The following is a 12,383-nucleotide window of genomic DNA, read 5'->3' as shown; positions in this document are numbered from 1 at the left end:
CGACTGGTAGGGAATTTATTCCTTGGGGGCTTCTAGTGCAAGGTTCTTGGGGATAGGAAATGGCGATGGGAAACGTAGGAAATGGCTTGCATGAAGGATCTGGGTGGCAACAGTACGTGGGTTGGCCGACCGGGACGAAAGGGACCGGCACACCGGAGGTGTCCCACGTACTGCTGCCATGGTGAAAACGCACTCGATATAAATTACGTTCGGAGTGGTGAGGGTGGCAGCTGTACGCAGATTGGCGAACCGAGGAAAAGATAACCCGGCAGACCAGATGGTCTTCTGCGTACAGCAGCCACGTCATAGCAGACGCGTGCAGGTTAGCTACATCTGGTCAGTGATGAGGCCTGTTGAGATAGCTAGAAACAAAACGCCCGCACTGCAAGGACTGCGGTGACTTCTGGGTGCTGGTGCGGAGACAGGAGTCGACAAACCCAGCATGCGGTTGTTTTCTAATAGGTTCGCTAGATAATTGGAAAAAATCTACCCCTAAAACTACCCTTATAAATACCTATATCGCATTGTATTACACGCCTTTTTGACACCAGATAGAAACGCAAGAGCGTCGCCTGACATTAACTATAAAAAAATACAATCACAAATGCACCCCGCCAAAGTTACAGTCTGCAAAATATAAAAAGTCAGCACAAACAGAAGCAGTGGAAATAATGATGGCGCTATGATATATTTCGCAAAATTACACCTAAATGCAAAGGATAAGAAATGGAAGTCAAATCTAGAATTTTCGACCAACGAATCAATTCTGAAAATGTGCTAATACAAACTACGCTGGGCGAGTATCTAGATCTCATTAGCGAGGCTATGGACAAGAACCCCTTCCAGCGCAAACGAGTAACATCCTCAAAAACAGTCTATTCGTTGTTACGTGATGATATTCGTAAAGGCTGTGTTATCCCACCCATCGTCTTAGCACTCAGCTATGACGTAGCGGACAACGGCAGGCCAACACCTAAAAAAGACGAAGATATAATTACTGCCATCCTTAAGCGCCAAGGGGACTTACTAATTCTTGACGGACTTCAGAGGACACATTCTTTTAAGGATGTAATAGCCGACACTTCCCCAAAAGATTTAGCAGCCGTAAGAGACACTCCTATTAGAGTAGAAGTATACATGGGCCTAAACAAGATTGGCATTTTGTATAGAATGCTAACTCTTAATAGTGGACAGACACCCATGTCTTTGCGCCAGCAAATAGAAATGTTGTATTGGGAGTATCATAATACCGGAGTGGAAGGGCTGAAATTCGTCAGAGAAGTCGATAGCGAACATGCGACTCAACCTAACGAATATAATTTCAAAGATGTAATCGAAGGCTTTAATTCATATCTGGAGCGAAATGAGCAACCTCTGGAACGAACTGATCTGCTCGAGAACATTCGCAGCTTAGAAAAGCTATCTCACGAAAACAACAACCGAGACCTTTTCAAAGAATATGTAAACGCACTTCACAAGTTTATTGTCAAAGTCATCGAGCTAGTGAACGGCACATCAATCACCAAGGATGACCTTCAAGGAAAATCACTTTGGGGCAAAGACTCCAAACAATGCTTTAAAAAAACGCAGGTTTTCGCTGGCTTCGGCGCAGCAATTGGCAAGTTGAAAGACAGGGAAGTTCTTGAGAACCTCGAAGACATTCAACAAATCTGCGATGATTTGTATTTCGATTGTGAACCACAAGAATTCTTGATTGAATTAAATTCAGCACTTGACTGGATCTCAAAAAACACCAAGAAAATTGGTAATGCACAGCGAATGTTCTTCCAATTTTACTTCAGGGAACTTCTAAACTCTGAAGGTGATTCATTCAAGGACCTGAAAACCAGCATTGAGGGTGCGCTCCACAAGACGCGCACGCAGCTTTTCTAATATGAAAGTTTGGCATGATGACGAAGAGTTCGAGCTTTTGCCTACGGGGAACGTACAGAAACCCGAAGGAAATGAGTCGACATCACTCTTAGAACTCAAAGGTGCGGATGGCGAATATATATATATACGCATCCCCACCTACAGCGCTGACATCAATTTAGCCTGGCAGTACAATTATATACTTGACGTATGCAAAAGCAATGACTGGCAGGACGGAGACTTCTCCAGAATAAAGTATAAGACTAGTGAGAACTCCTCCCAAAAAGCTGTCGGCTACATATTCCCACTACCAACCCTTTCGATTGGAAAAACCATAACCCAAACTGAAAAAGAAGTTATTTCTGGCTATGCGTTAGGTGCGATTTTCAATTTAACAAGAGGAACTATTGGTCAAAAGCAGGGAATCACCGTTTCCTGGGGGGAAACTTATGACCTAGAAGAGTTTTACGAAGACGAGATAATTGTTGTAATTTACGGAAGTGATCGCCTTTCCGAGGATTCAGAAGAAGCCAAGTCGCTAGTTAGCGAATTCAAAATAAGCTTGGCTGAAGCAAAAATCTTCCCGCATGACATAGGCACACTCAAGCCTCGAAAAAACACTGATTCGTTTGTAAAAGAACAGGATATTTACGTTTCGGGTGTACCCCAAGAATTGAGAGATAACTGTTTCCAATTCCTTGTCTCCCACGTTCTACCTGCTGACGCAACTGATTGCGATCCGATTGTTCGCTTCTTCTTGCAGTACCAATTTTTTGAAATATTAATGCATCATGTATTTACAGGGGTAGTGCAAGACTTTCTAAAGGTAGTAAACACCCCTGTGTTCGCAAGCGACGCCTGGAAAACAAAAGATCTAGTAGGTGACTTAGGAAGAAAGAGCGCAGAGTCTTATCGAATCAAGCGGATTTTTGACTTTTTGTCAGCCAGTCATCGAGACCTTGTAGCGGACGTGGAAAGAGCTTGCGAAGCGGTACTAGCTAAAGCCGGGAAAAAAGATAGCGAAAAAACGGGATACTACCTGATTAGAAACTTGATTTTTCACGGTTTCGGTAACGGCACAATTGACCGAGCCGACATCGAGTCCGTATGCGATCCAGTTGAACGAATCATCCATAAACTAGCATTAAATTTCAAACATTCAGGCGACTACTTTAGCCCCCCCGCTTGAACTCAAACATCTATTCGCTGGAGGCTCGCCGGGCCTCCAGGCCCCATCAGCTTGCTGCAACTAGACCAATCACATTTAATACAAACCAATCACTCTACACCACTAGATTTTTCCCGTTCCAACAACTCTTCAAAATCAATACCAAACCGAGTTTCTAGCTTTTCAAGGGCATGTTTTATACCTCGCAGAATGTAAAGCTCATTTGCCCCAAAGGCATAATGAGCCGAGTTAAATCGCTCCTCACCAAGGATACAATTCGCCATTTCTCCGCTAGTACTTTTAGTATACGGCAGTTCACCTCTATACTTTTCACGCACACCATCAGAATTTGTAAAACGAATAGGGTAACGAAAATCCCTACCCTCCCCTTCCCAAGTCCCTCCCGGTCCGAAGTTCTGAATATTTCCATTGTAGCACTCGCTACCTATTTCATATTCTATTTCGTGCAGCAACCTATAAAAAGCAAGGCTTCTACTTTTCATATTTTCTCCTGTTAACAACAACCATCAATCTGTTAGCGCTGAGCAGCGCAGCTTTAAACACCACTAGCTCTGCACATCATGAAATGCTTCCTTTGAAAATAGCAAGCCCCTTATCAAGGATTAATTGGAGCGTGCTGGTGACAGCCGTGCCAAGCAATTCAAATCTTCGATCAGAACCTAAACACCCAAGTTTTTCCTAAACGACGAACAAGCAGCCGCGCAGTCAGCAAATAGTAGTACCGCGTCGCCTCACTGCAATGGCATATGTGATGGTGTAGAAACCAAGCGATATGCTTTCTCTGCCAGCTCCAAGGTATCTCTCGATGCCAACGCAATGCGATTTCAGCTTGGATGCGCTTTGCCTGGCTCAGATGACGTTGTCGCGTCACATGTGACCCCGTCAGCACCGCAGCCAAGAACAGCTCCATGTCGAATGGCTTACTCATGCGCGTCCTCCAATGTAGGCAGCGACCACGTCGATCCGACCGTGCCCCAGTTCATAGCTGATTTGCCTACGAGCCTCACGATCAAGGTTCCTATCTACCTGGCAACATAGGCCGCCATTGATAGGCGCGCGATGTTGGGTAATTTGCTCATAGCGCTCACATGCGTACGCCGCTCGCAGCTCATGGAGGCCCTTGAGGTTGTGTGCATGCAGGATGTCCCGCGCCGGGCGGATGCTTTCTTGCAGAAGATTCAGGTAGCTTTCGTGTGGCGCAATCAGGTTGCGGCTACCTGCAGGTGACGCCTGCCATGCGAATCCAAGTGCGCCACGAATATGGTCGTCCACTTCTATCCAACGTGGCGCCGAGGCGCCGGCACGGCCGCCCTTGGTGCCATCCTGAATGTTAATCCTATCTAGGTCGTTAGCTTCACGGCATAGCCGTGGTAGGTCAGCCAAGATGGCCTCACGCAAGCGCATGCCGGTGGCTCGCGCCAACAGAACAATCGCGGCGGCCCGCAGCTGATGTTGGCTGCAAAGCGCATTGACAATCTGCTTAACCTGTTCGCGGTCTTGGCCCTGCGGCACCGAGTGGCGAACCCCGGTGCGCTGCATACCCAACGCCTTGCTCGGGCTGGGCAATTTCACGTACTGATCACCGCGAAGCGCCGCCATGGTTCTGTTAACGCTGGAGAGCCGATTTTGCGCGGTGCTGATGGCGAGGTTACCGCGCCTAACCACGTCGCGCAGGTACGCCGCATAGTCCGCCAATACCTTTCGATCAATTTGCCGCGCATCATTGATGCCGGGCTCCTGTTCGGAGCGGCACCATTTGACGAATGCCTGCCACCGATCACAGTGCGCTTTGACCGTGCCGTAGTGACCGCCGGCGAACATGTCTTTCAGCGCCTGCGGTCCTGCGTAGCTCAATTGCCGGCCGTAGCCGAAGTTACGACCATCGCGTCTACCCACCAATGCCATGTCAGTCACCTCATCTACCGTTCTCCGATCCTCGCCCCACGTCATCCCGCCAAGAGTGCTGAGTGTTATCAGGGATCAAGGCCCCTGCGACCTGTGGGGATGTCCTCTAACGCAGGACTGGCGGCTCCTCACGACCGGGAGCAGGGGCATCTCATGATCTGGCCTCCTGAGCACCGTTACCGATGGGCGGGTGGAGGCTGCACTGGCTGACGAGACCAGTGCCGCGAGATCCTGAGCCGGGTGAACGCAGCAATGCGATGACCGGGGCATGCCTGACTGTCAGTCAGGTGCAGTCCATTCCGTGGTCTGCGGCACCATCATCTACAGCGCTGTTGCTGATGACATCGGCGTTTGTCACGCCGATTGTCACGAATGGAGTAGCCGCAAAGCCAAGTGCGATGAGGGCTGCAGCAGTGTTGGAAGCGCCCGTCTCTTTCCAGGAGAAAGAGACGGGCGTAGGTTGGCGCAAGATTCGGCCAAGCGGAAAGGTTGCTGCAGTGCAGCGAAGTAGGAAGTGTTGTCTGGCGCACGAAGGCCATGATCTGAAGTTGGCATCCATCACCGGGGAGGTGACCGGGCGAACTGCCGGACGCGAATCGCCATTTGGGGGGAGAACCACCGCAGGAGCGGCGTGACCTTGAAGGCTCGGGTCACCTGGGAGTGCTGTCAACGACAGCCTTTGCACTGTCTTTTCTACGCCCGCAATCCGAGAGGGTCAAGCGACTTGCCCGCTGGATTTTGCGATTAAAAATGGGATTGGGCGTATGCGGAACACCGTGGCACCCAGTGGCCGATGTGATGCTTTTGATCTTTTTAGGTGAGGTCCATCCAAACAGGGCGGCTTTGCAGCCCTGTTTGGATGGACCCGCATGGAAAAGCGGAGCACCGAAATATCAAAGCCCTGCGCTCACTCGACTGCGCCACGCCTTGCTCTTAGGCTAGAAACGTTTGCCCCGGTCTGATTCGCGAACTCATGCGGCGAGATATGCTCCTGCCGGTTCGCTTCGAGGTAACGGCTCCACCAACTCATGATCAATCGCCGTTCCTCCAGAAACTCCGCCTTGTGGATATACGCCGCCCGAACGTTGTTGCGCTCTCTGTGGCTCATCTGCCGCTCGATAGCGGTCTCTGACCACAGCCCGGATTCGACCAAGGCACTGCACGCCATGGAGCGAAAGCCATGCCCGCAGATTTCGGTCTTGGTGTCGTAGCCCATGTTCCGCAAAGCGCTGTTGACCGTGTTCTCGGACATAGGCTTCCACGAGCGAGCGTCACTGGTAAACACCAGGTCGAAGTACCCCGTGATCGCATGAATCTGTTCGAGCAACGCCACCGCTTGCGGTGACAGAGGGACCAGATGGATGTCACCCGCCATCTTCGTTCCTCTGGTCGAATACGGTACGCCGTCCAACGCGGGCCGCGTGTCTGGTATCTCCCATATGCCGCGCTTCAGGTCGAACTCACTCCAACGTGCGAAGCGCAATTCGCTGGAGCGTACGAACACATGCAGCGACAGCATGACTGTCAGCCGAGTGAGCGTGCGCCCTTTGTAGTTCTCGATGCGGTCCATCAACTCAGGCAGACGTGACAGCGGGAGTGCAGGCCGGTGCGTAACCCGTGGCGCGCTGATGAAACCCTCAAGGTCATATGCAGGGTTCACCGTGATCAGCCGTTGCCGCTTAGCCTCACGCATGATGCTCTGTAGGTAGTTTTGCACCCTCAAGGCCACATCGATCGTGCCGCGTTTCTTGATCTCTTCCAGCGGCTGCATGAGGTCGCAGGTATCCAGATCAACGATGGCACGTGCGCCGAGCAGCGAGAATACGTGAGTCTTCAAACGACTGAGCACGGTCCTCGAATGGCCTGGCGCCCACTTCACGGACATTTCCTTATGCCAGTCCAAGGCAACGCGTTCGAATGTGTGGCCTCTGACAACCGCCTCGGCCTTGGCCTGCTGCTTGGACGCAATCGGATCTATGCCTTCAGCCAGCATCCTCTTAGTCTCCAGACGCTTCTGCCGAGCATCTGCGAGCCCAATGACGGGATAGTTGCCAAACGAAGTCAGCCCCTCTCGCCCATCCGGTTTCACATATCGGAAGCGCCAGCCTTTGCGGCCATTGGTGTAAACGAGGAGGTAAAGACCGTCACCGTCAAAAAGCTTGTAGGGGCGGTCAGTAGGCTTGGCCGAGCGGCAGGCGGTGTCGGTCAGGGGAGCAGTAGTACGAGCCATAAGGGTAAACCCCTTTATCGAATCGACTTTATCCCAAACGTTACCCCTAAATCGGCTGGCAGCTGTCGGATTCCGACGGAACGCCATAACGAAAAAACCCGCCAGAAGGCGGGTTTTACGGGGGTTCCAGAGATTTTGGTAGCCTTCGCTGGAACCTGAACTGGTGCCGGAGACAGGAATCGAACCTGCGACCTTCGCGTTACGAGTGCGCTGCTCTACCGACTGAGCTACACCGGCGTGTTGCGCAACGTACCATTGCCGTGTCCGTTACGCAAACCCCTGTTTCACCTCACTTTCACGGCGCCTTGCAGCCATTCGGCGCGAGGTCTTCCTCCACCGTGGTCACGCAGCTCCACCCGGCCTGGGTGCGGGCCAGGGTCACGGTCTTGCCCAGCACATTGGCTGGTGCATCGGCCAGGGTGCAGGCGATGCTGGCGGTGCCGTCGGCCGCCGTGCCGCTGGCGGTGATCGCGCAATGGGCGGTGGCGGGCTGGCCGCCGAGGCTGGCGACGTCGGGTACGTCCTTGCCTTCGTTCAGGCGGATGTCCATCGGCGTTTTCAGCGCGGAGATTTCCAGCAGCGCCGCCGCGGCTTTGGCGCGGGCCTGGTGGTTGGTGTACAGGGGGATGGCGATGGTCGCCAGGATGCCGATGATCGCGACGACGATCATCAGTTCGATCAGGGTGATACCTCGTTGCCCTTTCATGAACGGTCTTCCTTCGTAATACATGGAGGCGCGGTCGGCGCATTTCATCTTGGGTTGCGCCCCGGCCGGCAGGCGCGCAGTAGGCCTGAACCGACACCTTTTGTCACCCCTGCACGGCAGGGCGTCATCTTCGCTGAACTACTCTAGTGAGCGTCATGGAAACGCGCCCGGCCTCGGGCCTGGCAAGCTGTTACGGGGCTTGTCGCCGCACTGCAAAGGACCTTCGCATGCCACCGTCTACCCGCCTCTACGCCTGGGAGGGCATCGATGCCTCCGGCGCTCGTCAACACGGCCAGCAACCGGGGCGCAGCCCAGCCTTTGTGCAGGCTTGGCTGCAACGCCAGGGCATCCGGGCCACGCGGGTGCGGCTGGCGGGTGGGTTGCAGTGGCGTTGGCCGCAGCGGGCGGGCAAGGCGGATGCGCCGGGGTTCAGCCGGCAACTGGCGACCTTGCTGACGGCGGGGGTGCCGTTGTTGCAGGCGTTCGAGGTGATGGCGCGCAGCACGGTGGACAGCGGCATGTCGGCGTTGCTGGCGCGGTTGAAACAGGATGTGGCGGCGGGGCTTGGGCTGGCGGAGGCGTTGCAGCGCCATCCGGCGTGGTTCGATGCGCTGTACTGCAACCTGGTGCGGGTGGGCGAGCAGTCGGGCACGCTGGACCGGCAGCTGGAGCAGATGGCGGGGATGCTGGAGAAGCGCCAGGCACTGCGGCAGAAAGTGCGCAAGGCGATGATGTATCCGGCGCTGTTGCTGCTGACCGGGCTTGGGGTGGCGGCGTTGTTGCTGCTGGAGGTGGTGCCGCGGTTTCAGGGGTTGTTTGCCAGTTTCGACAAGGCGTTGCCGGCATTTACCCAGTGGGTGATCGATTTATCCACAGGGCTGGGTAATCACGTGGGGTGGCTGCTGCTGTTGATAACTGTGTTGGGGTTTGGTGGGCGGGAGGTGTATCGGCGGCATCTGCCGGCGCGCCTGTGGATAGTGCGCTGGGGGCTGCGGGTGCCGGTGGTTGGCACCTTGCTCGGGCAGGCGGCGCTGGCGCGGTTTGCGCGCAGCCTGGCGACTTCCTATAGCGCAGGGGTGGCGTTGCTGGATGCGCTAGCCACGGTGGCGCCGGTCAGTGGCAACTGCCTGCATGAGCGGGCGATCCTGGCGTTGCGCCAGGGCGTGGCCAATGGGGCGAGCCTGCAACAGGCGATGGAGGCGGACGGGCTGTTCCCGCCGCTGCTGCGCCAGCTGGTGGCGGTCGGCGAGGCCAGCGGTACCCTCGACGCCATGCTGGACAAGGCCGCGCTACATTACGAAGAACAGGTGGGCCAGGCGCTGGAGCAGTTGACCACGCTGCTGGAGCCGGCCATCGTGCTGATCCTCGGGCTGCTGGTGGGGGGCCTTGTCGTGGCGATGTACTTGCCGATCTTCCAGTTGGGTAGCCTGATCTGAACATGAATGCCTGGGCCGTAATCGTCGATCATCCGCCGTTCTTTTATGCCCTGGCCGCGGTGCTGGGGTTGCTGGTGGGCAGTTTTCTCAATGTGCTGGCGTACCGACTGCCGGTGATGCTCGAACGCCAGTGGCAGCGGGAGGCGCAGGAGGTGCTGGGGCTGCCCCAGGCCGAGCACGAGCGTTTCGACCTGTGTTTGCCGGCGTCGCGCTGCCCCCACTGCCAGCGCCCGATCCGGGCGTGGGAAAACATACCGGTGTTGAGTTACCTGGCCTTACGCGGGCGTTGCGCGGGGTGCAAGGCGCGGATCAGTGCGCGTTATCCACTGGTGGAGCTGGCCAGCGCCTTGCTGTCGCTGCTGGTGGCCTGGCATTTCGGGCCGGGCGTGGCGGCGCTGGCGGTGATGCTGCTGACCTGGGGGCTGATCGGCTTGAGCCTGATCGATGCCGAGCACCAGTTGCTGCCGGATGTGCTGGTGCTGCCGCTGTTGTGGCTGGGGCTGGTGGTCAACGCCTTCGGGTTGCTGGTGCCGCTGGCCGATGCGGTATGGGGCGCGGTGGCGGGCTACCTGAGCCTGTGGACGGTGTACTGGGTGTTCAAGCTGGTGACCGGCAAGGAGGGCATGGGCTTTGGCGACTTCAAGCTGCTGGCCATGCTGGGTGCCTGGGGTGGTTGGCAGGTTTTGCCGCTGACCTTGATGCTGGCCTCCTTGGTGGGGGCGCTGGTTGGGCTGACGCTGGTGCGGCTTAAGCGCACGCAAATGGGCGCTGCATTGCCTTTCGGGCCTTATCTGGCCATTGCGGGGTGGATCGCATTGCTCTGGGGTGATGAAATAGTCGCCTCATACCTGCAACTGCTTGGAACCTGATGAGCACAGCGCCCTTCACCCCCTGGATTCTTGGCCTGACCGGCGGCATCGGCAGCGGCAAGAGCGCCGCCGCCGAGCGTTTCGTCGAGCTGGGCGTGCACCTGGTCGATGCCGACCAGGCTGCCCGCTGGGTCGTCGAGCCGGGTCGCCCGGCCCTGGCCAGTATCGTCGAGCGCTTTGGCCCGGGCGTACTGCTCGACGACGGCCAGCTCGACCGTGGCGCCCTGCGCCAGCTGATCTTCGCCGACCCTGCGCAACGGCAATGGCTGGAGCAACTGCTGCACCCGCTGATCGGCCAGGAGATCTTCAGCTACCTGGCCAAGGCCGAGACGCCCTACGCGGTGTATGTGTCGCCGCTGCTGATCGAGTCGGGGCAGTACCAGAAGACCCAGCGCATCCTGGTGATCGATGCCCCTGCCGAGCTGCAGGTGCAACGCACCCTGGCGCGCGACAACACCAGCCCGGAACAGGTGCAGGCGATTCTCAAGGCCCAGCTGGCCCGGGAAGAGCGCCTGCGCCATGCCGATGACGTGGTGGTCAACGATCGTGACCTGCAAGCACTGCACGACGAGATCGACCGCCTGCACCACTTTTACCTGACTTTGCGAGGAGGCCAGCCATGAGCCAGCCGATGACCGTTGATTGCCCGACCTGTGGCGCGCCTGTGGAATGGGGGGACAAGAGCCCGTTCCGGCCGTTCTGCTCGGACCGCTGCAAGCTGATCGACCTGGGGGCCTGGGCGGCCGAGGAGCACAAGATCGCGGGGGCGGAAGAGTCCGAGGATGAGTTGTATTCGGGGGACCTGGAGCCGCGGCATTGACCTGGTTTTTGGGTTGGCTGTGATGGCCTCTTCGCCGGCAAGCCGGCTCCTACAGGTTCGGCGCATGCCCTGTAGGAGCCGGCTTGCCGGCGAACATCAGCGTTCCTCGTCCTTCCAGGGTGCCTGCAGATAACGGGAGCGGTTGAACGTTTCCAGCCACTCGGGACAGAACACCACCAGGGCACTGATCACCGTGCCGTTGATGAACGCCTCGGGGAACATCATCAGCCATAGATAACCAACGAAGTCGCTGAGCCACTCCGGCATGGCAAACCGCTCGTCCATCCACAACACCCCCAGCCCGGCCGCCAGGCACACCAGCACAGTCAACGCGGCAGGAAAGAACCCGCAACAGAAGATATACACAAACAGGTTACGCGGCTGGGCGCGCTCGACCAGGATCGCGCACACCTCGGTGACCAGCACCGGCAAGCCAACGATCAGCAGGCCGTTGACACCGATGGCGGCAAGGTCCTGGCGGCCCAGCAGCAACAGGCCGAGCTGGGCCAGGAAGCCGCCGAGCACCGCCAGCGGCCAGTCCAGCAGCAAGGTGACGGCGGTCATGCCGATGAAGTGATACGACACCCCAGTATCGAAATCGCGCCGCACCAGCCAGAGAATGAACAGGCAGAACACCGTGCCAAACAGCAGGTGCTGACGACGAGTATCGGTGAACAGCTCCACCCAGCGGGTGCGGCTGGCGGCCCAGACCAGCAGGGGCACGTAACCTATCCAGCCAAGGGTAAGGCTGGTACTGGACAAGACCTGTGCGCTGATCACCTGAACACTATCCCTGTCGGCCATGTGGACAAGCCTGAGTCTACACCCATTCTCCCTTTTGGCCGGTTGCTATAGGCTGGCACCTCACTTCGATGCAGGATGCATCCGCTATGCCTGAAGGACTTAACCTGCCACTGCTGCTCGGCGCGGCGTTCAGCGCCATCGCCAGCGTGCTGCACCTGGCGGTGATCGCCGTTGGCCCGCGCTGGTACCGCTTGTTCGGTGCCGGCGAGCGCATGGCCAGGGCGGCGGAACAAGGGCGCGCCTACCCGGCCCTGGTCACCGCAGCGATCGCGGCGATACTGCTCGTCTGGTCGGCCTATGCGTTGTCGGCGGCCGGGCTGATCCGACCGTTACCTTTACTCTTGCCGGTGATCTGCCTGATTACCCTGGTGTACCTGGCCCGGGGCCTGCTGGGGCCGCTGGCGCTGGCCGGCACCGGGCGCAGCCGGCGTTTCATCGCGGTCAGTTCGGCGATCTGCCTGGGCGGTGGGCTGCTGCATCTGCTGGGCGTGGTCCAGCAATGGCTGGTGCTGGGCTGATTCCCACGCACAAACAGCATCTTACCGTCATCAA

Annotated in this window: 13 protein-coding genes and 1 tRNA gene; 7 read left to right on the top strand and 7 right to left on the bottom strand. The window is 56.8% G+C overall.

Translation table 11 applies throughout. The annotated features are described in order from the left end of the window. Positions 1-726 precede the first annotated feature (726 nt). Positions 727-1,893 (top strand): hypothetical protein, encoded by a 1,167-nt coding sequence (locus KSS95_RS06975; protein ID WP_217852779.1) that lies wholly within the window; start codon positions 727-729, stop codon positions 1,891-1,893. Position 1,894: 1 nt separating this feature from the next. Further along, complete coding sequence (locus tag KSS95_RS06970) at positions 1,895-3,061, top strand: hypothetical protein (protein ID WP_217852777.1); 1,167 nt, start codon at positions 1,895-1,897, stop codon at positions 3,059-3,061. An 89-nt stretch (positions 3,062-3,150) separates the two neighbouring features. Here the strand turns inward: KSS95_RS06970 and KSS95_RS06965 are convergent, their stop codons facing one another. The 6 genes from KSS95_RS06965 to KSS95_RS06940 all read right to left on the bottom strand — a co-directional run bounded on the left by KSS95_RS06965 (position 3,151) and on the right by KSS95_RS06940 (position 7,902). After that, positions 3,151-3,543: a hypothetical protein gene (locus KSS95_RS06965; RefSeq protein WP_217852775.1), complete on the bottom strand. Its 393-nt coding sequence runs from the start codon at positions 3,541-3,543 to the stop codon at positions 3,151-3,153. A 170-nt stretch (positions 3,544-3,713) separates the two neighbouring features. Next, the gene (locus KSS95_RS06960; protein ID WP_217852774.1) at positions 3,714-3,989 is read right to left on the bottom strand and encodes a hypothetical protein; all 276 of its coding nucleotides are present in this window, start codon (positions 3,987-3,989) and stop codon (positions 3,714-3,716) included. Further along, positions 3,986-4,966 carry an integrase domain-containing protein gene (locus tag KSS95_RS06955; RefSeq protein ID WP_217852772.1) on the bottom strand — a complete coding sequence of 327 codons (981 nt, stop codon included), beginning with the start codon at positions 4,964-4,966 and terminating at the stop codon, positions 3,986-3,988. The genes KSS95_RS06960 and KSS95_RS06955 overlap by 4 nt, the downstream gene beginning before the upstream one ends. Positions 4,967-5,873: 907 nt before the next feature. Then, on the bottom strand, positions 5,874-7,196 hold the full coding sequence (locus KSS95_RS06950; RefSeq protein ID WP_217852771.1) for a tyrosine-type recombinase/integrase: 1,323 nt from the start codon (positions 7,194-7,196) through the stop codon (positions 5,874-5,876). Between the two features lie 161 nt (positions 7,197-7,357). Further along, positions 7,358-7,433 (bottom strand) — tRNA-Thr (locus tag KSS95_RS06945). A gap of 58 nt (positions 7,434-7,491) precedes the next feature. Then, complete coding sequence (locus KSS95_RS06940) at positions 7,492-7,902, bottom strand: pilin (RefSeq protein WP_217852769.1); 411 nt, start codon at positions 7,900-7,902, stop codon at positions 7,492-7,494. 227 nt (positions 7,903-8,129) lie between these two features. On the opposite strand from KSS95_RS06940, the gene KSS95_RS06935 reads away from it, so the two are divergent. Genes KSS95_RS06935 through yacG form a run of 4 tightly spaced genes read left to right on the top strand, consistent with a single transcriptional unit; the run spans position 8,130 to position 11,027 of the window. Continuing rightward, positions 8,130-9,338 (top strand): type II secretion system F family protein, encoded by a 1,209-nt coding sequence (locus KSS95_RS06935; protein WP_217852767.1) that lies wholly within the window; start codon positions 8,130-8,132, stop codon positions 9,336-9,338. A 2-nt stretch (positions 9,339-9,340) separates the two neighbouring features. Then, positions 9,341-10,207 (top strand): prepilin peptidase, encoded by an 867-nt coding sequence (locus KSS95_RS06930; protein ID WP_217852765.1) that lies wholly within the window; start codon positions 9,341-9,343, stop codon positions 10,205-10,207. Continuing rightward, positions 10,207-10,830: a dephospho-CoA kinase gene (gene coaE / locus KSS95_RS06925; protein ID WP_217852763.1), complete on the top strand. Its 624-nt coding sequence runs from the start codon at positions 10,207-10,209 to the stop codon at positions 10,828-10,830. The genes KSS95_RS06930 and coaE overlap by 1 nt, the downstream gene beginning before the upstream one ends. Then, positions 10,827-11,027, top strand: coding sequence for a DNA gyrase inhibitor YacG (gene yacG / locus KSS95_RS06920; protein WP_217852761.1), 201 nt, complete (start codon positions 10,827-10,829; stop codon positions 11,025-11,027). Before coaE ends, yacG begins: the two co-directional genes overlap by 4 nt. 96 nt (positions 11,028-11,123) lie before the next feature. Here the strand turns inward: yacG and KSS95_RS06915 are convergent, their stop codons facing one another. After that, positions 11,124-11,831: an energy-coupling factor ABC transporter permease gene (locus tag KSS95_RS06915; RefSeq protein WP_217852759.1), complete on the bottom strand. Its 708-nt coding sequence runs from the start codon at positions 11,829-11,831 to the stop codon at positions 11,124-11,126. 86 nt (positions 11,832-11,917) lie between these two features. Between KSS95_RS06915 and KSS95_RS06910 the strand changes: the two genes are divergently transcribed. Beyond that, entirely contained in the window at positions 11,918-12,349 is a 432-nt protein-coding gene (locus KSS95_RS06910) for a hypothetical protein (RefSeq protein WP_217852758.1), read from the top strand. Positions 12,350-12,383: the final 34 nt, after the last annotated feature.

The sequence above is a fragment of the Pseudomonas muyukensis genome (genome assembly GCF_019139535.1).
In the GTDB taxonomy this organism is placed as follows: Bacteria; Pseudomonadota; Gammaproteobacteria; order Pseudomonadales; family Pseudomonadaceae; genus Aquipseudomonas; species Aquipseudomonas muyukensis.
The sequence above is the reverse complement of the archived record's forward strand: the minus strand, read 5'-3'. Positions and strand labels throughout refer to the sequence as shown.

What these genes read in the sequence shown, in the direction of transcription:
- KSS95_RS06955 (WP_217852772.1), bottom strand. Translation starts at nt 4,966, where the DNA reads ATGGCATTGGTGGGTAGACGCGATGGTCGTAACTTCGGCTACGGCCGG.
- coaE (WP_217852763.1), top strand. Translation starts at nt 10,207, where the DNA reads ATGAGCACAGCGCCCTTCACCCCCTGGATTCTTGGCCTGACCGGCGGC.
- KSS95_RS06940 (WP_217852769.1), bottom strand. Translation starts at nt 7,902, where the DNA reads ATGAAAGGGCAACGAGGTATCACCCTGATCGAACTGATGATCGTCGTC.
- KSS95_RS06970 (WP_217852777.1), top strand. Translation starts at nt 1,895, where the DNA reads ATGAAAGTTTGGCATGATGACGAAGAGTTCGAGCTTTTGCCTACGGGG.
- KSS95_RS06965 (WP_217852775.1), bottom strand. Translation starts at nt 3,543, where the DNA reads ATGAAAAGTAGAAGCCTTGCTTTTTATAGGTTGCTGCACGAAATAGAA.
- KSS95_RS06935 (WP_217852767.1), top strand. Translation starts at nt 8,130, where the DNA reads ATGCCACCGTCTACCCGCCTCTACGCCTGGGAGGGCATCGATGCCTCC.
- KSS95_RS06915 (WP_217852759.1), bottom strand. Translation starts at nt 11,831, where the DNA reads ATGGCCGACAGGGATAGTGTTCAGGTGATCAGCGCACAGGTCTTGTCC.
- KSS95_RS06975 (WP_217852779.1), top strand. Translation starts at nt 727, where the DNA reads ATGGAAGTCAAATCTAGAATTTTCGACCAACGAATCAATTCTGAAAAT.
- KSS95_RS06930 (WP_217852765.1), top strand. Translation starts at nt 9,341, where the DNA reads ATGAATGCCTGGGCCGTAATCGTCGATCATCCGCCGTTCTTTTATGCC.
- KSS95_RS06950 (WP_217852771.1), bottom strand. Translation starts at nt 7,196, where the DNA reads ATGGCTCGTACTACTGCTCCCCTGACCGACACCGCCTGCCGCTCGGCC.
- KSS95_RS06960 (WP_217852774.1), bottom strand. Translation starts at nt 3,989, where the DNA reads ATGAGTAAGCCATTCGACATGGAGCTGTTCTTGGCTGCGGTGCTGACG.
- yacG (WP_217852761.1), top strand. Translation starts at nt 10,827, where the DNA reads ATGAGCCAGCCGATGACCGTTGATTGCCCGACCTGTGGCGCGCCTGTG.
- KSS95_RS06910 (WP_217852758.1), top strand. Translation starts at nt 11,918, where the DNA reads ATGCCTGAAGGACTTAACCTGCCACTGCTGCTCGGCGCGGCGTTCAGC.